Source organism: Rothia santali (genome assembly GCF_024199905.1).
In the GTDB taxonomy this organism is placed as follows: Bacteria; Actinomycetota; Actinomycetes; order Actinomycetales; family Micrococcaceae; genus Rothia; species Rothia santali.
On the sequence record NZ_JANAFB010000007.1, the window covers coordinates 1 to 22,045 of the forward strand.

General features: G+C 71.8%; 22 protein-coding genes and 1 pseudogene. 17 read left to right on the forward strand and 6 right to left on the reverse strand.

From position 1 onward, the window contains the following. Both NBM05_RS04155 and dapF read left to right on the forward strand, forming a co-directional pair. On the forward strand, positions 1-466 hold a 466-nt coding region (locus NBM05_RS04155), incomplete at its 5' end, for a tRNA (adenosine(37)-N6)-dimethylallyltransferase (protein ID WP_302183682.1). 128 nt (positions 467-594) lie between these two features. Continuing rightward, positions 595-1,494 (forward strand): diaminopimelate epimerase, encoded by a 900-nt coding sequence (dapF, locus tag NBM05_RS04160; RefSeq protein ID WP_254165453.1) that lies wholly within the window; start codon positions 595-597, stop codon positions 1,492-1,494. A gap of 93 nt (positions 1,495-1,587) precedes the next feature. Here the strand turns inward: dapF and NBM05_RS04165 are convergent, their stop codons facing one another. The 3 genes from NBM05_RS04165 to NBM05_RS04175 form a co-directional block, all read right to left on the reverse strand. Next, positions 1,588-4,461, reverse strand: coding sequence for an FAD-binding and (Fe-S)-binding domain-containing protein (locus tag NBM05_RS04165; protein WP_254165338.1), 2,874 nt, complete (start codon positions 4,459-4,461; stop codon positions 1,588-1,590). 105 nt (positions 4,462-4,566) lie between these two features. Further along, positions 4,567-6,168 (reverse strand): GMC family oxidoreductase, encoded by a 1,602-nt coding sequence (locus tag NBM05_RS04170; protein ID WP_254165339.1) that lies wholly within the window; start codon positions 6,166-6,168, stop codon positions 4,567-4,569. Next, entirely contained in the window at positions 6,168-6,746 is a 579-nt protein-coding gene (locus tag NBM05_RS04175) for a hypothetical protein (protein WP_254165340.1), read from the reverse strand. The genes NBM05_RS04170 and NBM05_RS04175 overlap by 1 nt, the downstream gene beginning before the upstream one ends. A gap of 240 nt (positions 6,747-6,986) precedes the next feature. Between NBM05_RS04175 and NBM05_RS04180 the strand changes: the two genes are divergently transcribed. From NBM05_RS04180 to NBM05_RS04190, 3 genes are all read left to right on the forward strand, one after another. Continuing rightward, on the forward strand, positions 6,987-7,739 hold the full coding sequence (locus NBM05_RS04180; protein WP_254165341.1) for an IclR family transcriptional regulator: 753 nt from the start codon (positions 6,987-6,989) through the stop codon (positions 7,737-7,739). 168 nt (positions 7,740-7,907) lie between these two features. Then, entirely contained in the window at positions 7,908-8,693 is a 786-nt protein-coding gene (locus tag NBM05_RS04185; protein WP_254165342.1) for an SDR family oxidoreductase, read from the forward strand. A gap of 67 nt (positions 8,694-8,760) precedes the next feature. Then, positions 8,761-9,090, forward strand: coding sequence for a putative quinol monooxygenase (locus NBM05_RS04190; protein ID WP_254165343.1), 330 nt, complete (start codon positions 8,761-8,763; stop codon positions 9,088-9,090). Positions 9,091-9,203: 113 nt separating this feature from the next. Here NBM05_RS04190 and NBM05_RS04195 read toward each other — a convergent pair whose 3' ends face one another. Further along, positions 9,204-9,809, reverse strand: a complete 606-nt coding sequence (locus NBM05_RS04195) for a class I SAM-dependent methyltransferase (RefSeq protein WP_254165344.1) — start codon at positions 9,807-9,809, stop codon at positions 9,204-9,206. A gap of 160 nt (positions 9,810-9,969) precedes the next feature. Here NBM05_RS04195 and hflX point away from each other — a divergent pair, with 160 nt between their 5' ends. Both hflX and NBM05_RS04205 read left to right on the forward strand, forming a co-directional pair. Then, positions 9,970-11,523 carry a GTPase HflX gene (hflX, locus tag NBM05_RS04200; protein WP_254165345.1) on the forward strand — a complete coding sequence of 518 codons (1,554 nt, stop codon included), beginning with the start codon at positions 9,970-9,972 and terminating at the stop codon, positions 11,521-11,523. After that, the gene (locus tag NBM05_RS04205; RefSeq protein ID WP_309248110.1) at positions 11,520-13,568 is read left to right on the forward strand and encodes an ATP-dependent DNA helicase; all 2,049 of its coding nucleotides are present in this window, start codon (positions 11,520-11,522) and stop codon (positions 13,566-13,568) included. The genes hflX and NBM05_RS04205 overlap by 4 nt, the downstream gene beginning before the upstream one ends. Before the next feature lie 10 nt (positions 13,569-13,578). On the opposite strand, the gene lexA is transcribed toward NBM05_RS04205, so the two are convergent. Next, a complete protein-coding gene (gene lexA / locus NBM05_RS04210) occupies positions 13,579-14,301 on the reverse strand; it encodes a transcriptional repressor LexA (RefSeq protein ID WP_254165346.1) in 723 nt (240 codons plus the stop codon). Between the two features lie 258 nt (positions 14,302-14,559). Here lexA and NBM05_RS04215 point away from each other — a divergent pair, with 258 nt between their 5' ends. From NBM05_RS04215 to NBM05_RS04245, 7 genes and pseudogenes are all read left to right on the forward strand, one after another. After that, positions 14,560-14,934, forward strand: a complete 375-nt coding sequence (locus NBM05_RS04215) for a LysM peptidoglycan-binding domain-containing protein (RefSeq protein ID WP_254165347.1) — start codon at positions 14,560-14,562, stop codon at positions 14,932-14,934. Between the two features lie 23 nt (positions 14,935-14,957). Next, positions 14,958-16,064, forward strand: coding sequence for a histidinol-phosphate transaminase (locus NBM05_RS04220; protein ID WP_254165349.1), 1,107 nt, complete (start codon positions 14,958-14,960; stop codon positions 16,062-16,064). A gap of 34 nt (positions 16,065-16,098) precedes the next feature. Further along, positions 16,099-16,710, forward strand: a complete 612-nt coding sequence (hisB, locus tag NBM05_RS04225) for an imidazoleglycerol-phosphate dehydratase HisB (protein ID WP_254165351.1) — start codon at positions 16,099-16,101, stop codon at positions 16,708-16,710. Continuing rightward, positions 16,710-17,393: pseudogene (hisH, locus tag NBM05_RS04230) on the forward strand (imidazole glycerol phosphate synthase subunit HisH); the annotation flags it as partial. The gene hisB and the pseudogene hisH, both read left to right, overlap by 1 nt. 167 nt (positions 17,394-17,560) lie before the next feature. Beyond that, positions 17,561-17,728: a CG2302 family histidine operon protein gene (locus tag NBM05_RS04235; RefSeq protein WP_254165352.1), complete on the forward strand. Its 168-nt coding sequence runs from the start codon at positions 17,561-17,563 to the stop codon at positions 17,726-17,728. 123 nt (positions 17,729-17,851) lie between these two features. Then, entirely contained in the window at positions 17,852-18,595 is a 744-nt protein-coding gene (gene priA, locus NBM05_RS04240; RefSeq protein ID WP_254165354.1) for a bifunctional 1-(5-phosphoribosyl)-5-((5-phosphoribosylamino)methylideneamino)imidazole-4-carboxamide isomerase/phosphoribosylanthranilate isomerase PriA, read from the forward strand. Between the two features lie 2 nt (positions 18,596-18,597). Next, entirely contained in the window at positions 18,598-19,452 is an 855-nt protein-coding gene (locus NBM05_RS04245) for an SseB family protein (protein ID WP_254165356.1), read from the forward strand. A 73-nt stretch (positions 19,453-19,525) separates the two neighbouring features. On the opposite strand, the gene NBM05_RS04250 is transcribed toward NBM05_RS04245, so the two are convergent. After that, on the reverse strand, positions 19,526-19,969 hold the full coding sequence (locus tag NBM05_RS04250; RefSeq protein ID WP_254165357.1) for a DUF1844 domain-containing protein: 444 nt from the start codon (positions 19,967-19,969) through the stop codon (positions 19,526-19,528). A gap of 416 nt (positions 19,970-20,385) precedes the next feature. Between NBM05_RS04250 and infC the strand changes: the two genes are divergently transcribed. The 3 genes from infC to rplT all read left to right on the forward strand — a co-directional run bounded on the left by infC (position 20,386) and on the right by rplT (position 21,916). After that, on the forward strand, positions 20,386-21,090 hold the full coding sequence (gene infC, locus NBM05_RS04255; RefSeq protein ID WP_373689289.1) for a translation initiation factor IF-3: 705 nt from the start codon (positions 20,386-20,388) through the stop codon (positions 21,088-21,090). Between the two features lie 159 nt (positions 21,091-21,249). Continuing rightward, positions 21,250-21,444, forward strand: a complete 195-nt coding sequence (rpmI, locus tag NBM05_RS04260; protein ID WP_254165359.1) for a 50S ribosomal protein L35 — start codon at positions 21,250-21,252, stop codon at positions 21,442-21,444. A gap of 88 nt (positions 21,445-21,532) precedes the next feature. Continuing rightward, positions 21,533-21,916 (forward strand): 50S ribosomal protein L20, encoded by a 384-nt coding sequence (gene rplT, locus NBM05_RS04265; RefSeq protein ID WP_373689283.1) that lies wholly within the window; start codon positions 21,533-21,535, stop codon positions 21,914-21,916. Positions 21,917-22,045: the final 129 nt, after the last annotated feature.

Sequence of the window (22,045 nt, forward strand, 5' to 3'; positions counted from 1 at the left end):
CGTGGCCGACGACCGGCGGCTGGTCAGGGCGGTCGAGGTGCACCGCCTCACCGGCCGGCCGTTCGCCTCCTTCATGCCCCGCCGCGAGTACGCGCGCCCGGCCGTGCAGATCGGCCTCGACGGCCCGCGCCCCGAGCTGCACGGGCGCCTCGAGCGCCGCGTCCACCGGATGGTGGAGCGTGGCCTGCTCGAGGAGGTCGCCGCGCTCGACGCCGTCGGGCTCCGGCGCGGCCGCACCGCCTCGCGCGCGCTGGGCTACCGCCAGTTCCTCGAGGTCTTGGACGGGACCAGCACGGTCCAGGCCGCCGCCGAGGGCACGGTGGTGGCCACGCGCCAGTTCGCCAAGCGCCAGGTCACCTGGTTCGCCGCCGACCCGAGGGTGGCCTGGATCGACTTCCGCGAGGACCCGGGGGAGCAGCTGCGCCGGGCCCTGGGCCTGATCCGGGAGTCCGAGCGCCGTACGTGACGGTCACCCGGGCCGCGGCTAGAATCACGAGGGTGACTTCAACGCAGCCCCAGACCCCGCCCGCGTCCACCGACGACGCCGCCGCCCCCCGCGCGTCGGCCGCCCCCGCCGCCTCGCCCTGGGGCGAGCTGGCCGGCGTCGAGCTGACCAAGGGCCACGGCACGGGCAACGACTTCGTCCTGCTGACCGACCCCGAGGCGGGGCTCCCGCTCGAGGCAGACCTCGTGGCGGCGGTCTGCGACCGGCACCGCGGCATCGGCGCCGACGGCCTGATCCGCGCGGTGCGCTCCGCGAGCCTGCCGGAGGGGCGCGAGCTGCTGGCGGGCGCCCCGGGAGCGGAGTGGTTCATGGACTACCGCAATGCCGACGGCTCGATCTCGGAGATGTGCGGCAACGGCGTGCGCGTCTTCGTCCACTACCTGCTCTCCCGCGGCCTCACCGAGCTCGACGCGGACGGACGCCTGACGATCGGGACCCGCGGCGGGGCCAAGACTGTGGCGCGGACCGAGACGGGGTACGCCGTGGACATGGGGCCCTGGGGGTTCATCCACGGCGACGAGGCCCGGGACAACGGCAGCGACTCGACCGTGACCGCCCGCGGCCTGCGGACCCCGCGCCCGGCGCTGTCGATCTCGATGGGCAATCCCCACACCGTGGTGGCGCTCGCGGGGGAGGCGAAGCTGGAGAAGCTCGGTCTCACCGAGGCGCCCGGGGTCCGGCCGACGCCGCCCCACGGCACCAACGTGGAGTTCGTGGTCCCGGTCGAGTCGGATGGGGACGAGTCGGTGGGCGGCATCGCGATGCGGGTGCACGAGCGCGGCGTGGGGGAGACCCAGTCCTGCGGCACCGGCGCCTGCGCGGCGGCTGCCGCGACCCGCTTCTGGGCGGGGGATGACGCACCGGACGAGTGGGTCATCGAGGTGCCGGGCGGCACGCTCGGCGCCACCTTCGTCCTCGGCCCGGACGAGCTCGAGCACGTAGTGCTCTCGGGGCCCGCGACCCTCGTCGGGCGCGTGGTCCTCGACTGAACCGGCCCGTCGGTCTCGCGCGACGTGCTCCGCCACGTGACAGCCAGCCCTCCTGGGCGGCGGAGCCAGGTCGCACGAGGGCCACGCTCGCCTTCAGCTCAGTGCCTCGGCCAGCAGCTCCAGGACATGGCGGTAGGGTCTCCCAGTGGCCCGCGTCATGCCGATCTCGCACGTCCGGTTCGCGGCGACGTGTGCCTCGGACCCCAGCCTCTTCACGTCGGCGGCCTCCGCCTCGGTGGCCGAGGCTGTGAGCTCCGGGTGGAGCATCCCACGATCCCCGGCGAAGGCGCAGCAGCCCCATGAATCGGGCACGTGCACCTCTTCCGCGACCGCCCCGGCCACCTGTTCCACGGCACCATTCAGCTTCATCCGGGTGGAGGAGCAGGTCGGATGAATCGTTACCGAGCGCAGGAGCCTCCTCCCCGTGGCAGGGAGCTCGCCCGCCTCGACGAGGAGCGGCAGGACCCGCTCGGCGGTGAAGGCCACGACGTCGATCACACGGATCGGCCGCTCCAGGCCGGCCTCGCCCTTCGTTCCCTCCGCGGAACGAAGCATCTCGGCCAGTCCCTCGGTGCAGGAGCTAGCGTCGGAGACGACGGGCAGGCGCCCGCCCTCGGTGGAAGCCGCCAGGGCGTCGAGCACCCTGCGGCGCATCTGCGCGTACCCTTCCCGGTAGCCCTTGGACTTCCAGGGAGTCGCGCAGCACAGCGATCCGATGCCCTCCGGCGTTCTGATCGGGACGCCGGCTCGCTCGCAGAGGGCTCCGAAGGCTCGGCCCACCCCGGAGCCGCCCTCGACGGGGGCGAACAGGGTGGTCGTGCAGCTCGGAAACCACACCGCCTCGGCCGCCGGGTCCTCGACCCGGTCGCGCGGCCGCCCGCCCGCAGGGAGGTCGGCCGTATAGCGCGGGACGGTCTCCGCACCCAGGACGCCGCGGGCCAGGTCGGTGGCGAGACGGGGCAGGACGGGCGGCACAGCGTCGGCGGCGCTGAGTGCCAGCCCGCCGCCGCGGCTGACGCCCCGCCAGGACTTGGCCGCCGCGAGCCATACCTTCTCCTCCACCCGGCTCGCCTCCTCCGCTCGCAGGCGGCGCACCAGATCTCCGGTGTTGATGAGGACGGGGCAGGATGTCTGGCACATGCCGTCCACCGCACAGGTCTGCACCCCGTCGTAGGCGTACTCGCGTCTGAGGGTCCGAGCCAGCTCATGGTCCCCCTGGGCCTCGGCACGGGCCGTCTCGCGGCGCAGGACGATCCGGTCTCGCGGCGTCAGGGTGAGGTCCTTGCTGGGACAGACCGGTTCGCAGTATCCGCACTCGACGCAACGGTCGACCTCCTCCTCCACCGGCGGGGCGACTTTGAGGTCCCTGAGATGGGCATCCGGATCCTCGGAGAGCAGGACGCCGGGGTTGAGGAGGCGGTTCGGGTCCACAAGGCGCTTGACCCGCCGCATGACCTCGTACAGATCGGCTCCCACCTGGCGCTCCACGAAGGGGGCCATGATGCGTCCGGTGCCGTGCTCGGCCTTCAGCGTGCCGCCCTGGGCGAGGACCAGCTCCACCATCTCCTCGGTGAACTGCGCATAGCGGCGCAGGTGGGAAAAGTCCTGCGGATTCGGATCATCGCCGAATTCCTCGGTGATCATGAAGTGGATGTTGCCGTCCTTGGCGTGCCCGAAGATGACGGCATCGGCGTATCCGTGCCGATTGAACAGCTCGATGAGCTGCGAGCAGGTGGCCCCTAGCCGCTTCACCGGGACGGCGATGTCCTCCAGCAGCGCCGTGGTCCCCGGGGGCCTGTTGCCGGCCACGGCCGCGAAGAGCACCTTGCGCGTGTGCCACAGAGCGGCTCGCCGGGCGGGATCGGTGGTGAACGCGGCGGCCGCATGGAGGTCCAGACGGGACCAGAGCGGTTCCGCGGCGCGCAGGCGCTCCTCGAGGAGGCCCTCGTCTCCCTCTTGGAACTCGACCAGCAGGGAGCATTGCTCTGCCACCTCCAGGGAGGAGATCTCCTCGGGGCAGTCCGGGTCCCTCTGTGCCACGCGCAGGCTCGTAGCATCCATCAGTTCCACCGTGGCGGGGCCGCAGGCGATCAGGTCCGGGAGGCAGGCGGTCGCCGCCGCCAAGTCGGGGAAGACCAGCAGGGCGGTGGCGGCGTAGGGTCTGATCGGGATGGTGCGGAAGACCGCCTCCGCCACGAAGGCCAGGGTGCCCTCGCTACCGACCACGAGGTGCTCCAGGATCCTCACCGGATCGGTGTGGTCCAGGAAGGAGTTCAGACCGTATCCCATCGTGTTCTTGATGGAGTGCAGCCTGCGCAGGGTCTCCGCGCTGCGGGAGTCGGCGCGCAGCTCGTCGCGGATCCGGGCGAGCCCCGCGTGCAGCCCGGGCTCCGCCGCGCGCAGGTGATCGTCGGCGTCGGCGGCCCCCGTATCCACCACGGTGCCGGAGGGTAGGACCAGCACGGCCGACTCCAGGGTGCGGTAGGTGTTCGCCTCGATGCCGCAGGCCATACCGGAGGAGTTGTTGGCCACCACGCCGCCGATAGTGCACGCTATCTCGCTGGCGGGGTCGGGGCCCAGCTTGGTGCCGTGTCGCCGCAGGCGGGCGTTGACCGCGCGCACCACGGCTCCGGGGCCGCAGCGGACCCGGGCACCGTCGTCGAGGACTTCGATGCTGCGGAAGGCCTTGCGCGTGTCGAGCAGGACGGCGTCGGTGACGCTCTGGCCGGAAAGGCTGGTGCCCCCGGAGCGGAAGGTGACGGTGAAGCCTTGTCGCCGTGCTGCGGTGAGCAGGGCGCCGACCTCCTCGGCGCTGGTGGGCGTCGCGACGGCCTGCGGGGTGAGCAGGTAGTGCGAGGCGTCGTGGGCGAAGGCCAGCCGGTCCGCCGCACGGACACCGACGTTCTCGACGACGGCGCGCAGCGCCTCAATCAGACTTTCGTCGACCTCTGGCAACAGTGCGCTCATCTTCTCCTCCTCGAGCTGATGCGGGCGGCTTCCGTTCCGATGCTAGAGGGGCCGGTGCCCGCCGGAGGAAGATCGCCTCCACACCTCGCCCCTCGTCCGGCGGGCTCAGATCCCTCCGGATCGGAGCTGACCGGCGATGTACTCAGCCTGCCGGATCGCCAGCGCGACGATCGTCAGGGTCGGGTTGGCGGCCGCCCCCGTAGTGAAGACCGAGCCATCGGAGATGAACAGGTTCGGCACGTCGTGCGCACGTCCCCAACCGTCTACCACGCCGTCCTCCGGTTGCTTGCTCATCCGGGCGGTGCCCAGGTTATGGGTCGAAGGATAGGGCGGCGTCCGGTGGGTCGAGGTTGCCCCCACCGCCCCGAAGACCTTCTCCCCGGAGGCGTAGCCGTGCTCGCGCATGGCGACGTCGTTGGGATGGTCGTCAAAATGAACATTCGGCACGGGGAGACCGTTCTCGTCCTTAACCGTGGTGTTGAGGGAGACCCTGTTGTCCTCCTGCGGCATGTCCTCGCCGACCACCCACATGCCGGCTGTGTTGAGGTACCTGTCCAGCAGGGCGGTGAAATCCGGACCCCAGGAGCCGGGGTCGGCGAAGGCCGCCATGAAAGCCGGACCAAGGGAGATGGTCTCCATGTAGTAACCGCCGACGAAGCCGCGGTCCGGATCGTGGAGGGACTCGTCGGCGATCAGCCCGGCCATCGTCTCCCCGCGGTACATGCGCACGGGCTTCTCGAAGTGCCCCCAGACAGTGCCGGTGGTGTGTCGCATGTAGTTCCGCCCCACCTGGCCCGAGGAGTTCGCCAGGCCCTGGGGGAAGCTGGGGGTGCCGGAGAGCAGCAGCAGCCTCGGTGTCTCCACGGAGTTCGCCGCAAGGCACACCGTCGCGGCGGCCTGCCGGTGCAGGTTCCCCTCCGCGTCCAGGTAGAGGACGGCGTCGGCGCGGCCCTCGGCGTCGTGCGTGATCTGGACGGCCTGGGACTCCGGGCGCAGGTCAAGCAGCCCCGTCGCAGCGGCACGCGGGATCTCCCGCACCAGGGTGGACCATTTGGAGCCGTTCTTGTCCCCCTGGAAGTTGAAGCCGTCCTGGATGGAGGCCGGGCGGCCATCGTACTCCTCGGCGTTGGTGGCGTACGGGCCAGTAGCGTAGAACCTGTAGCCGACCTTCTCGGCGCCGGCCGCGAAGACTTTGTAGTTGTTGTTGGCCGGCAGCGGCTTGCGCCCATGGACGTGGGTGGAGCCCATCGCCTTTTCCGCACGGTCGTAGTACGGGGCGAGATCCTCCAAGCCGATCGGCCAGTCTAGGAGATTGGCGCCCTCGATCCGGCCGTAGGTGCCCCGGGCCTTGAATTCGTGCGCCTTGAACCGGGGAGTGGCCCCGGACCAGTGGGTGGTGGTGCCGCCGACCGCCTTGACGATCCAGGCGGGAAGGTTGGGGAAGTCCCGCGCGATCCGCCAGGAGCCGGAGGTGGTCCGCGGATCCAGCCAAGCCATCTGGTTGAAGGCCTCCCACTCGTCGTTGACGTAGTCTTCGTGGGTCAGGTGCGGGCCCGCCTCCAGGACGACGACGGGGATGCCCCGGGCCGTGAGCTCATACGCGAGGGTCCCGCCGCCGGCGCCGGAGCCTATGATGACAACGGCCTCCTCCTCGACGGGCACGCTGTAGCCGGTGGTGCTCCGGCCGGGCTGGGTCTGATCGGTCATCACTTCTTCACCTCTTCCATGTCGGATGCGGTCGCTCCGGGCTGATTTACCGAGTCCGCCGGCGGAGTCGGGCCGCCCGGGGGCAGCGGGGCCGCGCCAGCAGCGATCTCCGGTGGCACGGCGTCGGACGGGAACTCGATCCGAGGCTCCGGCAGCCAGTCGAGGTCGTCGAACCCGCGGTGGAGGTAGCCGCCCTGGTCGAATGAGGCGCCTTCGTAGCCCAGCGAACTCCAGACCTCGGCGTCGTCGTAGAGGTTCAGGACAGCGGTGCGGCGGACGAAGCCGAAGAACTCGGTGCCCTCCACCCGCCGCAGGGTCCGCAGCGCCGCGTCGTCGTCCAGCTCGCGGTAGTCCCCTCCCGCGAGCTGGTTGAGCGAGAGCAGTCCCTGGGAGAGGGCGACGCGGAACCAGGTCTCAGCCTCAGCCTCAGCGAGGATCCGATCTGCGGTGCGCTCGTAGGGGCCGTCGGGCACGCAAGTGTGCGGAAAGGCGACGCGCAGGACGCGGATGAGGGTCTCGCGGGCCTCGTCGGTCATCTGGACGGCGTTGAGCGAGGGGTACTTGGCGGGGAACGCCATGGTGGCTCTCCTTCGGCTGATCTCCATCGATCTGGCGGGTGACGATAGGCAGGATGCCGCGGGCACTCCTGCGGAGGTGCCCGTGGCCGGCGTCCGCCGTGGATCCGTCGTCCCGTATAGACACGAGGCTATGTGACCTGAGATACGTCGATCCATCGGTATTCTCATGAGATGAGAACTGCGGGCCGGCGAGGGCTGGGAGGGCCGAGAGGTTCAAGGGCGAAGGCGAGGAGGTCCGAGATGGCACAGATCGCAGTGGTGCAGCGGACGTTCGCCGTCCTGGAGGCGGTGGCCGCCTCGGGTAGCACGAGCGCGAAGGAGGTGGCGGGTCGCCTGGAGATCCCGCTGCCCAGCGTCTACCGGCACCTGCAAGAGCTCGTGGTCGCCGGCTATCTGGTGCACCTCAAGGAGCAGGGGAGCTTTGAGCTCGGGCCGAAGTGCTTCGACCTCGGCCTCTCCTTCCGTCAGCGGGTCATCGCGCCTCAGCCCATCCGCCACGCCGCCGACCAGGTGCACCGCTGTCTCGGGGCCGCCGCGTACTTCGCCGTCTACCGGGGCGAGGACATCGTGCTCACCTACCTCTCTGACTGCGAGAAGCATCCACGGCTGCGCCCGTTGCGTTTCGGCTTTCACGAGGCGGCGCACGCAACGGCCTTCGGCAAGATCCTGCTGGCCGGCATGGAGCAGGAGCAGCGCGAGGTCTACCTCCGCGCTCGCGGGACCCCTCGGCTCACCCCGCAGACCCTCGTGGATCCCTCCGGCATCGAAGCCCATCTGGACGAGGTAGCCGCGCGGGGCATCGCCTGGGAGCACGAAGAGTTCCTACCCGGCCAGACCTGCGCGGCCGTGCCCGTCCGCAACGGCATGGGCATGGCGGTCGCTGCCATCGCGATGAGCATCCACGCTCCCGACGCCGCCCACCGGCACCGGCAGATCGAGACCGTGCTGAGGGAGCACGCCGGACGCTGCTCGCGCTATCTGCGCATGGGCTGAAACCGCCGGATGGGGTCCAGGCCCGCGGCTCGCGCCACACTGCGCACAGGCTGAGCCGTCCGAAGGCGGCGGTGCCGTTCTCGCCCCATGAGAAGGAACGTTCCGCAGCCGGCGGGCACCTGCCCACACTGGTGTCCCACTGCTTCAAGGACGAAGAGGAGCCTCACCATGAGCAGCACACGGACAGTCGCCGTTGTCACCGGAGCGGCGCGAGGGATCGGCAGGGGGATCGCCGAGCGTCTGGGCGCCGATGGCCATTACGTCGTCGCAGCCGACCTTCCCCACATGGCCGATGGCACGGCGGAGACAGTGGAGGGCATCCGGAGGGCAGGAGGGACGGCCACCACCGCGGAGGTGGACGTGACCGACGAGGACTCCACCCGGGATCTCGTCCAAGCGGCGGTCTCGGCGGGCGGGCGGCTGGACGTCTTCGTCGCCAACGCGGGGATCGCGCAGGTGGAGGCCCTCGTGGACTACTCGAAGGCGGACTTCGAGCGGATTCTCAACGTCAACGTCACCGGCCTCTTCCTCTCCTACCAGGCGGCGGCGCGGCAGATGATCGCCCAGGGCGGCGGCGGCAAGATCATCGGCGCCGCTTCCATCGTGGCCTTCCGCCCCTTCGCCCTGCTCTCGCCGTACTCCGCCACCAAGTGGGCGGTCCGGGGCCTGACGCAGGGCGCCGCGATGGAGTGGGCCGAGCACGGGATCACGGTCAACGCCTACGGCCCCGGCATCGTCGGCACCGCGATGTGGGACCTGATCGACGAGAAGCTCGCCGCCGAGCAGGGCCTGGAGAAGGGACAGGCGCTGAAGAAGTACTCGCAGGACATCTTACTGGGCCGTGTCTCCGTGCCCGAGGACGTCGCGAGCCTGGTTTCGTATCTGGCCAGCCCGGACTCAGACTACGTCACGGGGCAGACAATGCTCGTCGACGGCGGCATGCAGTTCTCGTGACCCGCCGCCCCGGTCGCGCGATTCCCTAGTCCATCCATCCAGTACCCGATCCTCCAGGAGGAGAACCATGATTCTGATCGTCGTGAAGTTTCCCGTCAGAGCCGAGAAAGCCGAGCAGTGGCCCGCGATCGTGAAGGAATTCACCGAAGCGACGCGGGCGGAGCCTGGCAACAAGTGGTTCGAATGGTCTAGGAGCCTGGAGGATCCCCACGAGTTCGTCCTGGTGGAAGCCTTCGACGACGACGCCGCAGGGCCGCACGTCGAATCCGAGCACTTCCGCCGGGCGATCTCCGCCGAGGGCGAGATGCGCCGAGCCCTCACCGCGACCCCGAAGATCATCTCGCGGCAGGTGGAAGGCGAGGGCTGGGACGAGATGGGGGAGATGAAGATCGGCTGACGGCCTCGCCCGCCCCGCGCCGCATCTCGAAGAGGCGCGGGGCGCCGAGGATGCTCGGGTTCGGAGAGGCCTGAAGAAGCGTGGGGCCCGTTGGTCCTCCAGGTTTCCGCGTGCTAGCCAGCGCGGAGGACCTGCAGGATCCGGAACCCCTTCGACGTCGCCAGGCGTGCCACGGAGAATCCCTCGCCGAGTGCTGTCTCCAGCCACGCCGCTAGCGAGTCCGCGCCCAGGTTCTTCTGCACCACCAGGTAGGCGCTGCCGCCCGGGGCGAGCCGGGGGAGCCAGGTCAGCAGGATCCCGTGCAGGGCCTCCTTGCCCACGCGGATCGGGGGATTGGACCAGATGGTGTCGAAGCGTAGCGAGGGGTCGACGTCGTCCGGGAGCCGCGCGCTGACGTTCCCCAGCCCCAGCCGCTCGGCGTTCATCGAGGTCAGGGCCAGGCTGCGCTCGTTGACGTCGACGCCGGTGACCTCGGCGTCGGGGCTCAGCAGCGCCAGGGTGAGGCTCAGCGGCCCCCAGCCGCAGCCGATGTCCAGCATCCGCGGGCCGCGCGGGGCCGGCGCCTCCCGCAGGAGCACCGCGGTGCCCTTGTCCACGCCCTTGGGGCTGAAGATCCCGGGTGCGGTCACGACCGTCCGGGGCGCCCCGGCCAGGTCCACGGTCAGGGGCTGCGGGGTGAAGTCGCGTCCGGACTGGGAGGAGAAGTAGTGCTCGGCCATGACGCACGATCTTACGCCAGGGGCGCGGCCCCCGGCCCCGGATCCCGCCTTCGCCCACAGGGGACGCCGATCACTGACGCCCGGCGAGCGACGGCGATAGAATATGAGTACGAGGAATCACTGGACCCCGGTGAGACCGCCAGCACATCAGAAAGGCACTATGCCCCACGAGAACTCAACCGAACCCGCTGACCGCCGCGCCTCGCAGCCGAGTGACGCGCAGCTGCGGGCCACGGTGGATCGCGTGCTCGGACGCTTCTCCCCGGAGGAGGAGCACCGGGCCTCGATCCTGGACCGCAAGGCGCAGGAGCTCGCCTCGCGGAACGAGCACACCTCCGCCGACGGCGAGCAGCTGGACCTGGAGGACCGCCGGGCGCTCGGACGCGTCGGCGGGCTGTCCACCGAGCTGGAGGACGTCACCGAGGTCGAGTACCGCCAGCTGCGCCTCGAGCGCGTGGTGCTGGCGGGCGTCTGGTCCGGGGGCACCCTCGCGGAGGCGGAGAACTCCCTGCGCGAGCTCGCCGCGCTCGCCGAGACCGCCGGCTCGCAGGTCCTGGACGGCCTGGTGCAGCGCCGGCTCAAGCCGGACCCGGGGACCTTCCTCGGCTCGGGCAAGGCGCTCGAGCTGAAGGAGATCGTCAACTCCACCGGGGCGGACACCGTCATCGTCGACTCCGAGCTCGGCTCCTCCCAGCGCCGCGCCCTGGAGGACATCGTCAAGGTCAAGGTCATCGACCGCACCGCGCTGATCCTCGACATCTTCGCCCAGCACGCCAAGTCCCGCGAGGGCAAGGCGCAGATCGAGCTCGCGCAGCTCGAGTACCTGCTGCCGCGCCTGCGCGGCTGGGGCGAGTCGATGTCCCGGCAGGCCGGCGGACGCGCCGCGGGCGGCGAGGGCATCGGCTCCCGCGGCCCCGGCGAGACCAAGATCGAGCTGGACCGCCGCCGCATCCGCACCCGCATGGCCAAGCTGCGCCGCGAGATCGCCGCGATGAAGCCGGCCCGGGAGACCAAGCGGCTCAACCGGCGTCGGAACCAGGTGCCCTCCGTGGCCATCGCCGGCTACACCAACGCGGGCAAGTCCTCGCTGCTGAACCGGCTGACCGACGCCGGCGTGCTGGTCGAGAACGCCCTGTTCGCGACCCTGGACCCGACCGTGCGCCGGGCCCAGACCCCGGACGGCATCGGCTACACGCTCTCGGACACCGTGGGCTTCGTCCGCTCGCTGCCCACGCAGCTGGTCGAGGCGTTCCGCTCCACGCTGGAGGAGGTGGCCGACGCCGACCTCATCCTGCACGTGGTCGACGCCTCGCACCCGGACCCGGAGGGCCAGATCCGCGCCGTCCGCGAGGTCATGGCCGAGGTCGACGCCGGCAACGTCCCGGAGATCATCGTGCTCAACAAGGTCGACGCGGCGGACCCGTACGTCGTCGAGCGCCTGCGCCAGCGCGAGCCCCGGCACGCGATCGTCTCGGCCAAGACGGGCGAGGGGATCGAGGAGCTCCAGCAGCTGATCGCGGACAGCATCCCGCGCCCGGACGTCCACATGGAGATCCTGGTGCCCTACACCCACGGCGCGGTGGTCTCCCGCCTGCACTCGTGGGACGCGGAGATCCTGAACACCGAGTTCGAGGAGGGCGGCACCCGCATGTCCGTCCTCGTCCGTCCGGAGATGGCGGCGGAGCTCGGGGACTTCGCGGTGGCCGGCTCGTGACGCAGACGGTGGCGCCCACGGGTGAGGAGCCGGAGACCCTCCCCGGGGCGAAGCCGGCGCTCGAGCTGCTGGACACCGCGATCGAGCGGACCGGCGGCCAGCGCCGCGAGGGGCAGCGCCGCATGGCCGCCCACGTCGCGCAGGCGCTCGAGCTGAAGCGGCACCTGCTGGTGCAGGCGGGCACGGGCACGGGCAAGTCGCTGGCCTACCTGGTGCCCGCGATCCAGCGGTCCATCGAGGCCGAGAAGCCGATCGTCGTCGCCACCGCGACCCTGGCGCTGCAGTCGCAGATCGTCACGCGCGACGTCCCCCGCCTCCTGGAGACCCTCGAGGACCAGCTGGACCGCCCGGCCGAGGTGGCGCTGCTCAAGGGCCGGAACAACTACGTCTGCCTGCACAAGCTCGAGGGCGGCTACCCGGACGAGGAGGACCCCAACGCGCTGTTCTCCCTGAACTCCGAGGGCGCCACTGCCTCGGGGCACCCGGCCGCCGCGCCCTCGGGCCTGGCGGACGAGGTCGTGCGGCTGCGCTCCTGGGCGGAGACCACCGACACCGGGGACCGCGACGAGCTGCTGCCCGGCGTGAGCGACCGCGCGTGGCGGCAGGTCTCCGTGACCGCCGCCGAGTGCCTGGGCCGGAAGTGCCCGCTCGTGGAGGAGTGCTTCTCGGAGCTCGCCCGGCAGCGGGCGGGGGAGGCCGACGTCGTCATCACCAACCACGCTCTGCTGGCCATCAACGCCTTCGAGGGGATCGGGGTGCTGCCCGAGCACGAGACCGTGATCGTCGACGAGGCGCACGAGCTGGTGGACCGGGTGACCGGCGCGGTCACCGGCGCGCTGTCGGTGCAGATGGTCCGCGCGGCCGCCCGCGGCGTGCGCAAGCACACCTCCGCCTCCTCGGACCCGCTGGGCTCCGCCGCGGACGCGCTGGAGTCGGCCTGCGAGGGGCAGCCCGCCGAGCTCATGCCCTCGGGCCTGGTCCCCGACGTCGGCCGCGCGATGGTCCTGGTGCGCGACGCCGCCCGCGCGGCCCTGTCCGACACCAAGCCGGACGGCAAGGACTCCGACGCCGGCCGGCAGATGGCGCGCTCGCGGCTCAGCGAGGTGCTCGAGCTGGCCGAGCGGATGCTGGGGGCGGACGGCCGCTTCGAGGTCGTGTGGATCAGCCGCGTGGGAGGGTGGCAGCCGGGGGCGGGCTACGTCCCGGCCGCGGACACCGACCCGGCGACGCTCCACGTCGCCCCGCTCTCCGTGGCCGGCCGGCTGCGCGAGGGCCTCTTCGAGGACCGCACCGTGGTGCTGACCTCGGCCACGCTGGCGATCGGCCAGTCCTTCGACGCCGTGGCCGGCTCGCTCGGCCTGCGCGGCGAGAAGGCTCCGCGCTGGGAGGGGCTCGACGTCGGCTCCCCGTTCGACTACCCGCGGCAGGGGATGCTGTACCTCGCCGCGGACCTGCCGAAGCCCGCGCGCGGGGTCTCGGAGGAGCAGCTCGAGCGCATCCTGCAGCTCGTGGAGGCCTCGGGCGGCGGCGCGCTCGGGCTGTTCTCGTCCAAGCGCGGCGCCGAGCAGGCGGCCGCGTATGTGCGCGAGCACTCGGAGCTGAACGTGCTGGTCCAAGGGGAGACCTCGCTGCGGGGTCTGGTCAAGGAGTTCACCGAGGACCAGGACGCGTGCCTGTTCGGCACCATGAGCCTGTGGCAGGGGGTGGACGTCCCCGGAGCCTCGTGCCGGCTGGTGATGATCGACCGCATCCCGTTCCCGCGGCCCGACGACCCGCTCTCCTCGGCGCGCACGCGCGCGGTGAGCAAGGCCGGGGGCAACGGGTTCATGGCGGTCTCGGCGTACCACGCGGCCATCCGGCTCGCGCAGGGGGCGGGGCGCCTGATCCGCGCCGCGGACGACCGGGGCGTCGTCGCGATCCTGGACTCCCGCATCGCCACGGCCCGCTACGGCGGATTCCTCCGGGCGGCCCTGCCGCCGCTGTGGACCACGGACCAGCTGGGGACGGTGACCGGGGCGCTGCGGCGCCTCGCCTCCGGCGCGTAGCGGCCGGGGCCTAGACCGCGCGCAGGACCGAGACGACCTTGCCCATGATGCTCGCGTGGTCGCCCAGGATCGGCTCGTACTGCCGGTTCTGGGGGAGCAGCCAGGTGTGGCCGTCCCGCTGCCGGAAGGTCTTGACCGTGGCCTCGTCGTTGAGCAGCGCCGCGACGATGTCGCCGTTCTCGGCCGTGCTCTGCTGGCGCACCACGACCCAGTCGCCGTCGCAGATCGCGGCCTCGACCATGGAGTCTCCGCGCACCGCGAGCATGAACAGCTCGCCCTGCCCCACCAGCTGCCGGGGCAGGGACACGACGTCCTCGACGTGCTGCTCGGCCGTGATGGGCACGCCCGCCGCGATGCTGCCCACCAGGGGAACGCGGGTCACGGCGTCCTCGGCCTCCGGGGCGGGGCGCAGCTCGACGACGTCGGCCTCGGCGGGCGGGGCGGCCTCAGCTCCGGGGCCCGCCCCAGGCGCGGCGGCCGGGGACTCGGGCTCGCACAGCACCTCGATGGCGCGCGGGCGCTTGGGGTCCCGCCGGATGTAGCCGAGCGCCTCCAGGCGGGAGAGCTGGTGGGTGACGCTCGAGAGGCTCGAGAGCCCGACGACGTCGCCGATCTCCCGCATGGAGGGCGGGTAGCCGTGGGCGCGGATCGAGGAGGATATGGCGCCCAGGATCTTCGCCTGCCGTTCCGTCAACGGCTTGCGCGCGGCCTCTTCCGAGAGCTTGTGTGCCACCGGGTTCCCTTCCTCGAATACTTCTGCGACGCGGGCCCCCGTCCGTGCGGGGGCGCGAGGCCTTCCGGCCCGCGACTGCGCCCCGCGGACATGCGCGAGAACCGGCCAGTCGCCTTACCTCAAGGCTAGGCGATCGGGTGTGGCAGATCAAACACATGTTCTATTTTTCTCGACAGTGTTCGAGAAAGCTGATAGAACATCTGTACTACTTCGAACACGCGTTCGAACTCAGTCGCTCAACCCAGAAGGAAGCATCTGATGAGTCAAACCCTCGCTCGCACCGGCGCGATGGTCCCGGGATCGCCCGACGGGGCGCCGCGCCTGACCCTGACCCGGCGCGGCCGATTCGTGTTCATCGGCCTGCCCGTCCTCCTGACTGCCACGGCGGTCCTCGCCGCGCTGCTGGTGTTCCTGGCCTCCGGGACGGCCAACGCCACCTCGGAGCCCACGGCGCAGGTGACGGAGCAGATCGTCGTCTCGGACGGGGACACGCTCTGGGCCATCGCCGGCGAGGTGGACCCCGGGGCCGACCCGCGCGAGACCGTCGCCCTGATCGGCGAGCTCAACGAGCTCCCCGGCGGCTCGCTGGAGCCCGGGCAGCGACTCGTCGTCCCCGTGATTTCCGAGGGCTGAGCTTCTGTCCTTAAGATGGGTGCGTGACTGATTCCCTGGATGCACTCGACAGGCTGCCCCTCCGCGACGATCTGCGCGGGCGCTCGCCCTATGGCGCGCCCATGATCGACGTGCCCTACACCCTGAACGTCAACGAGAACACGCATCCCATGCCGCCCGAGGTGGTCGAGGCGATCACCGAGGCCGTGCGGGAGGCCGCGACCGGCCTGAACCGGTACCCTGACCGCGACTTCCGCGAGCTGCGCGCCGCCCTCGCCGAGTACCTCGGCCAGGGGCTGACGGAGGAGAACCTCTGGGCCGCCAACGGCTCCAACGAGATCCTCCAGCAGATCCTCCAGGTCTTCGGCGGTCCCGGTCGCAGGGTCCTGAGCTTCATGCCCACCTACTCGATGTACCCGCTGCTGGCGCTCGGCACCAACACCGAGTTCGTCCCGGGGGAGCGCTCCGCGGACTACTCGCTCGACGCGGCCCTGGCCGCCGAGCAGGTGCGCCGCCACCGCCCGGCGGTGACCATCCTCTGCTCGCCGAACAACCCCACGGGGACGGCGCTGGGGCTGGACGTCATCGAGGCGGTCTACGAGGCCGCGAGCGAGTTCGACGGCGTCGTGGTCGTGGACGAGGCCTACGCCGAGTTCGCCCGGGACCCGGAGGACACCGCGCTGACCCTGCTTACCGGCCGCGAGCGGCTGATCGTCTCGCGCACCATGAGCAAGGCCTTCGCGCTCGCCGGCGCCCGGGTCGGCTACTTCGCGGCGGCGCCCGCCGTGGTCGACGCCGTGACCCTCGTCCGCCTGCCCTACCACCTCTCGGCGATCACCCAGGCCGCGGCGCTGGCGGCGCTGCGGCACCGCGAGGGCCTGCTCGCCAACGTCGAGGACATCCGCCGCCAGCGCGACCGCATCGTCGCGCGCCTGACCGAGCTGGGGCTCGAGCCCGCGTCGTCGGACTCCAACTTCGTGTTCTTCGGAGGGGTCCGGGACAGCCGCGGGCTCTGGGAGGACCTGCTCGCCGACGGCGTGCTGATCCGCGACGTCGGCATCGCCGGACGCCTGCGGGTCACGGCCGGCACCGAGGCGGAGGTCTCCGCGTTCCTCGCCAGCCTCGAGGCCCACCTCGAGAACCGCCGCTAGACACCCCCCCAGCACACCCCCGATGAGGAGCCCCATGCCCACCACCGCCGACCGCCGGGCGTCCCTGACCCGGCAGACCAGCGAGTCCTCCGTCAGCGTCTCGATCGACCTCGACGGGACCGGCCGGTCCTCGATCGACACGAGCGTGCCGTTCTACGACCACATGCTCACCGCGCTGTCCAAGCACTCCCTGATCGACATGGACATCCAGTGCAGCGGCGACACCCACATCGACGTCCACCACACCGTGGAGGACACGGCGATCGTCATCGGCGAGGCGCTGCGCGAGGCGCTGGGGGACAAGCGCGGCATCCGTCGCTTCGGGCAGGCCGCGGTGCCGCTGGACGAGGCGCTGGCCCGCGCCGTCGTCGACATCTCCGGGCGGCCCTATCTGGTGCACTCCGGGGAGCCGGCCGGGTACGAGCTCCACCTGATCGGCGGGCACTTCACCGGCTCCATGGTGCGCCACGTGCTCGAGGCGATCGCGTACCACGCCGGGATCTGCCTGCACATCGAGCTGGTGACGGGGCGGGATCCGCACCACATCGCCGAGGCGCAGTTCAAGGCGCTCGCGAGGGCGCTGCGCGAGGCGGTCGAGCCCGACCCGCGCGTGGAGGGCATCCCCTCGACCAAGGGCGCGCTCTGATGGCCGGGGCCTCCGAGCAGGGCCGGCCCGGCGAGCAGCGGCCCACCGTCACCGTCCTCGACTACGGCGCGGGCAACGTCCGCTCGGCCGTCCGCGCGCTGGAGGCCGCCGGCGCCGACGTCGTGCTCTCGCGCCGGGAGTCCGACGTCCTGGGCGCGGACGGGCTCGTGGTGCCCGGCGTCGGGGCCTTCGACGCCGTGATGCGGGCCCTGCGCGCCGTGGACGCCCCGCGGATGATCGGCCGCCGCATCGCCGGCGGGCGCCCCGTGCTGGGCATCTGCGTGGGACTGCAGGTCTTCTTCGAGCGCGGCGTCGAGCACGGGATCGCGTCCGAGGGGCTGGGTGAGTGGCCCGGGACCGTCGAGCGGCTGCCCGCGGCGGTGACGCCGCACATGGGCTGGAACACCGTCGAGCCCCCCGAGGGCACGGTGCTGTTCCGCGGCATCGAGGACGAGCGGTTCTACTTCGTCCACTCCTACGGCGTGCAGCAGTGGGAGTTCGACCAGACCATCGAGGCGATGGACCCGCCCAGGGTCACGTGGTCCGAGCACGGCGCGCGGTTCGTGGCGGCCGTGGAGAACGGCCCGCTGAGCGCGACGCAGTTCCACCCCGAGAAGTCCTCGGAGGCCGGGCTGCGGCTGCTGCGCAACTGGATCGAGGGGCTGCCGCGCACCGGGCGCCTGACCGCCTCCTCGGGGCCGGCCCGGACGGCCCCGGAGGACGCCGCCGGGCTCGCCGCGACGCCGCCCGCCGCCCCGGGCGGTGCCGCACCCGCCCCGGGTGACGCCGCGCACCGGGGTACGGGCCCCGCGTCCCGCGACGCCGCCCCGGCCGGCAAGGAGGGCCGCGCATGAGCCCCCTCGTCTCCGGGCTGCTGCTCATGGCCGTCGGCGCGTTCTTCGCCGGCGGGGCCATCTCCTTCCGGCGGCAGAGGCTGCCGGTCGTGGTCCAGGTGATCCTCTGGGTCATCGCCGTCGCGCTGTTCGTCTACGGCGGCTACGTCGTCACCCTGGGCTGACCCGCCCGCCGCCGCCCACCCCGGCTCCGGCCGCGCCGCCACCCACTCCGGCGTCGCCCGCGCCGCCCACACCACCCCCGGCGTCGCCCGCGCCGCCATCATCACCGAGAGATCGAGGAACCCATGTCCCCTTCCGCAGAACGCCTGGAACTGCTGCCCGCCGTCGACGTCGTGGACGGCCAGGCCGTGCGCCTGGTCCAGGGCGAGGCCGGCTCCGAGACCGGCTACGGCGACCCCGTCGACGCCGCCCTGGCCTGGCAGGAGGCCGGCGCGGAGTGGCTGCACCTGGTCGACCTGGACGCCGCCTTCGGCCGCGGCGACAACGTCGAGGTGCTGCGTCGCGTCTCCGAGACGCTGGACCTGAAGATCGAGATGTCCGGCGGCATCCGCGACGACGAGTCGCTCGCCCGCGCGCTCAGCCTCAAGCCGCACCGGATCAACCTCGGCACCGCCGCCCTGGAGAACCCCGAGTGGACGCGCCGGGTCATCGCCGAGCACGGCGAGCTGATCGCCGTCGGGCTCGACGTCCGGGGCACCACGCTCGCCGCGCGCGGCTGGACCCGCGACGGCGGCGACCTCTGGGAGGTCCTGGAGCGGCTCAACGCGGACGGCTGCGCCCGCTACGTCGTCACCGACGTGACCAAGGACGGGACGCTGCAGGGGCCCAACACCGAGCTGCTGGCCGAGGTCGCGCGCCGGACGGACAAGCCCGTGGTGGCCTCCGGCGGCATCTCGAGCCTGGAGGACATCCGGGCCCTGCGGGAGATGGTCCCGCACGGCGTCGAGGGCGCGATCGTGGGCAAGGCGCTGTACGCCGAGAAGTTCACCCTCTCCGAGGCGCTGGACCTCGCGGGACGGCCGGAGTAGCCGTGGCCGAGCCGCGCGACCTGCCCGCCCACATCCAGGCCCAGCTCGCCAGCGCCGGGCGGGAGGCCGACACCGGCGGCCAGGCCTGGGAGGGGCGGAACCTGGGGGAGGGGACCTCCCACACCCACGCCTACCCCGGCGACGACGGCCGCACCCCCGCGCGCGTCGCCGAGGCCCTCGAGCGGTTCGGCCGGGCGGAGCTGCCGGAGGAGGGCGTCGTGGCCGCGCTCGCCGGCAGCCGGCTGTTCGCGCCGATCCTGGCGGAGGTCTCCCGCACCGAGCTCACCGCGGACGGGCTGGTCTCCGACAAGGAGGCCGACATGTCGCTGGTGAGCATCAGCGCCCCGGACGGCCGGAAGGCGCTGCCGGTGTTCACGCGGGTCGACGCCCTGACCGCCTGGCACCCCGAGGCCCGCCCGGTGGCCGCCGAGGCCCGGAAGACGGCGCTCGCGGCGGTCGAGGACGGGAACCAGCTCATGGTGGTGAACCCGGGCTCCGAGCTGACCTTCGTGCTGCGCCGGCCCGCGCTGTGGGCCCTGGCCAAGGGCGAGGACTGGCGGCCCTCCTACGCCGACCCCCGGGTCGAGGCCGCGCTGCAGGCCTGCGCCGCGGCGGACCCGCTGATCGCCTCGGTGGGCATGACTCCGGGCCGGGGCGTGGCCAGCCGGGACGCCGAGGGCCGCATGCTGCCCGGCGGCGGCCCCGGGCCGGAGCTGGGGATCGAGCTCGGCGTGCGCGCGGGCCTGGACCGCGCCGCGCTGGACGCGACCGTCGCGGCCTTCCAGCAGCGGCTCCGCGCCGATGCGGTGATCGCCGAGCGCGTCGACTCGATGGAGCTCCGCCTCCGCGGGGCCTGAGACCCGGTGAGACGACGACGCCGGCCCGACCCGGGATGCGGGGCGGGCCGGCGTCGTCGCGGTCGGCCGGGGGTCAGAAGACGGGACCGGTGAACTTCTCGCCGGGGCCCTTGCCGCGCTCGTCGGGGATGACCGAGGCCTCGCGGAAGGCCAGCTGGAGGGAGCGCAGGCCGTCGCGCAGCGGCGCGGCGTGCTGGGAGCCGATCTCGGGGGCGGCGGCCGTGATCAGCCCGGCCAGCGCGGTGATCAGCTTGCGGGCCTCGTCGAGGTCCATGACCTCCCGGGCATCCTGCTCGGCGGCCAGGCCGCACTTGACGGCCGCCGCGCTCATCAGGTGGACGGCGGTGGTGGTGATGACCTCCACGGCGGGGACGTCCGCGATGTCGCGCAGCTGCTCGTCGACCGCGGCCTGGGCGGCGCGGGCGGTGTCCGCCAGGGAGTCGGCCTCGGGCGCCGGCGCGGGCTCCCCGGCGTCGAAGCGGTAGGTGTTCTGGTCCTCGGAGGGGGAATTGCTCATACCGGCATCTTCCCACATCCGCGTGTGTCCGCCGCTCCCTCGAGGCTCCCTCGGGAAGCTCGACCCACGGGACGGACTCGAGGATCTCGCGGGAGGCTCGCCCTGCGGGACGGTTGGGGACCGGACGAAACGATGCGGCGAGGCCCACCTTCACCACACGGGACCATCGTGCTAGACTGTCTGGAGTTTCAAGCGGAGTACCCACTCCCACCCGCGTCGGCCTCAGGCTGCCGGGTCCTCGCCGCGGCACGCGGCGCCTCTCTCGCAGGGGCGTCTTCGTCGAGCCGGGGGAGTGCCTTCGCCTGAGACCGGGTGGAGGCTTTTTTCATGGCCTCAGTCGCCCACAGACGTTTTGTACGGGGGAAACCCACCGATGACAGGAGCATCACATTAGCGATCCACGCATCAATGACCGTATCCGCGTCCCGGAGGTCCGTCTGGTTGGCCCCAGCGGCGAACAGGTCGGGATCGTCCGCGTAGAGGACGCCCTGCGTCTGGCGCGCGAGTCGGATCTTGATCTGGTGGAGGTCGCCCCCTCCGCCAAGCCGCCGGTGTGCAAGCTCATGGACTTCGGGAAGTACAAGTACGAGGCGGCCGTCAAGGCGCGCGAGGCCCGCAAGAACCAGACCAACACGGTCCTCAAGGAGGTCCGGTTCCGTCTCAAGATCGACGATCACGACTACGGGACCAAGGTCGGCCACGCGAAGCGCTTCCTCGCCGCGGGAGACAAGGTCAAGGCGATGATCCAGTTCCGCGGCCGCGAGCAGCAGCGCCCCGAGATGGGCGTGCGCCTGCTCGAGCGCCTTGCCGCCGACGTGGCCGAGGTGGGGACCGTCGAGTCCAGCCCGCGCCAGGACGGCCGCAACATGGTCATGGTCATCGGCCCGGTGCGGAACAAGGCCGAGGCCCGTGCGGAGGCCCGCCGCGAGCAGCAGCGCAACGGCGAGTCCGGTGGTCGCAAGGGCCGCGAGCGGGTGGACACCCGGTCGGCGGAGCCCGTGACCAACAGCATGGCCGACGCCATGCCGGAGGCGCTGAAGCAGCAGGCCAGCGAGCAGCCGGCCGGCGAGCAGCAGGCCGCGCCGGCGCCCCGGCCGCCGAAGCCCGGTCCGGCCCACTAGGGCCGACCCACGAGGCACGCGCGCTCGTCGCCGATCCGGTGTTCATCGGATCGGAGGCGGGTGCGCCACCCAGCAGCAGCGGCTCGAACGGTCGTTGCACGAACACCCGGCCACGCCCAGCGGCGGGCGGGGGAAGAACACGTTAGGAGAACGGCAGCCATGCCGAAGCACAAGTCTCACTCTGGTGCCAAGAAGCGCTTCAAGCTCACCGGGACCGGCAAGGTCAAGCGTCAGCAGGCCAACCGCCGCCACTACCTGGAGCACAAGTCCTCGCGCGTGACCCGCCGCCTGGCCAGCGACCAGATCGTCGACGGCGGCCAGGCCAAGGTCATCAAGAAGATGCTGGCCAAGTAGGCCCTCAGCCTCCCGGCGGCCCCGCCGCCACACCAGAAGGATTGACGGTCGCGCAGGCGCGCGACCTCGAGAAGTTAGGAGCACACACGTGGCACGTGTGAAGCGGGCGGTCAACGCCCACAAGAAGCGTCGTACGATCATGGACCGCGCGTCCGGCTACCGCGGGCAGCGCTCGCGCCTGTACCGGAAGGCGAAGGAGCAGGTCACCCACTCGCTCGTCTACAGCTACGACCACCGCCGCAAGAAGAAGGGCGACTTCCGTCGCCTGTGGATCCAGCGCATCAACGCGGCCGCCCGCGCCGAGGGCCTGACCTACAACCGCTTCATCCAGGGCCTGAAGGCCGCTGAGGTCGAGGTCGACCGCCGCATGCTGGCCGAGCTCGCCGTCAACGACGCCAACGCCTTCCGCGCGCTGGTCGAGATCGCGAAGCAGAACCTGCCCGAGGACACCTCGGCTCCGAAGGCCGCCTGAGCACAGGCCGCCTGAGAGCATCGGCACGACGGCGCCGCCCGCACCTTCCCGTCGGAAGGAGCGGACGGCGCCGTCGTAGTATCCGCTCCCTCTCCCGATCATCCAGGTCCGGCGCCCCCGGCTCCGGCC

Bases quoted from the DNA above. Each gene is read 5' to 3' on its own strand.
- NBM05_RS04165 (WP_254165338.1), bottom strand. From the start codon at position 4,461: ATGAGCGCACTGTTGCCAGAGGTCGACGAAAGTCTGATTGAGGCGCTG.
- NBM05_RS04170 (WP_254165339.1), bottom strand. From the start codon at position 6,168: ATGACCGATCAGACCCAGCCCGGCCGGAGCACCACCGGCTACAGCGTG.
- NBM05_RS04175 (WP_254165340.1), bottom strand. From the start codon at position 6,746: ATGGCGTTCCCCGCCAAGTACCCCTCGCTCAACGCCGTCCAGATGACC.
- NBM05_RS04180 (WP_254165341.1), top strand. From the start codon at position 6,987: ATGGCACAGATCGCAGTGGTGCAGCGGACGTTCGCCGTCCTGGAGGCG.
- NBM05_RS04185 (WP_254165342.1), top strand. From the start codon at position 7,908: ATGAGCAGCACACGGACAGTCGCCGTTGTCACCGGAGCGGCGCGAGGG.
- NBM05_RS04190 (WP_254165343.1), top strand. From the start codon at position 8,761: ATGATTCTGATCGTCGTGAAGTTTCCCGTCAGAGCCGAGAAAGCCGAG.
- NBM05_RS04195 (WP_254165344.1), bottom strand. From the start codon at position 9,809: ATGGCCGAGCACTACTTCTCCTCCCAGTCCGGACGCGACTTCACCCCG.
- hflX (WP_254165345.1), top strand. From the start codon at position 9,970: ATGCCCCACGAGAACTCAACCGAACCCGCTGACCGCCGCGCCTCGCAG.
- NBM05_RS04215 (WP_254165347.1), top strand. From the start codon at position 14,560: ATGAGTCAAACCCTCGCTCGCACCGGCGCGATGGTCCCGGGATCGCCC.
- hisB (WP_254165351.1), top strand. From the start codon at position 16,099: ATGCCCACCACCGCCGACCGCCGGGCGTCCCTGACCCGGCAGACCAGC.
- NBM05_RS04235 (WP_254165352.1), top strand. From the start codon at position 17,561: ATGAGCCCCCTCGTCTCCGGGCTGCTGCTCATGGCCGTCGGCGCGTTC.
- priA (WP_254165354.1), top strand. From the start codon at position 17,852: ATGTCCCCTTCCGCAGAACGCCTGGAACTGCTGCCCGCCGTCGACGTC.
- NBM05_RS04250 (WP_254165357.1), bottom strand. From the start codon at position 19,969: ATGAGCAATTCCCCCTCCGAGGACCAGAACACCTACCGCTTCGACGCC.
- rpmI (WP_254165359.1), top strand. From the start codon at position 21,250: ATGCCGAAGCACAAGTCTCACTCTGGTGCCAAGAAGCGCTTCAAGCTC.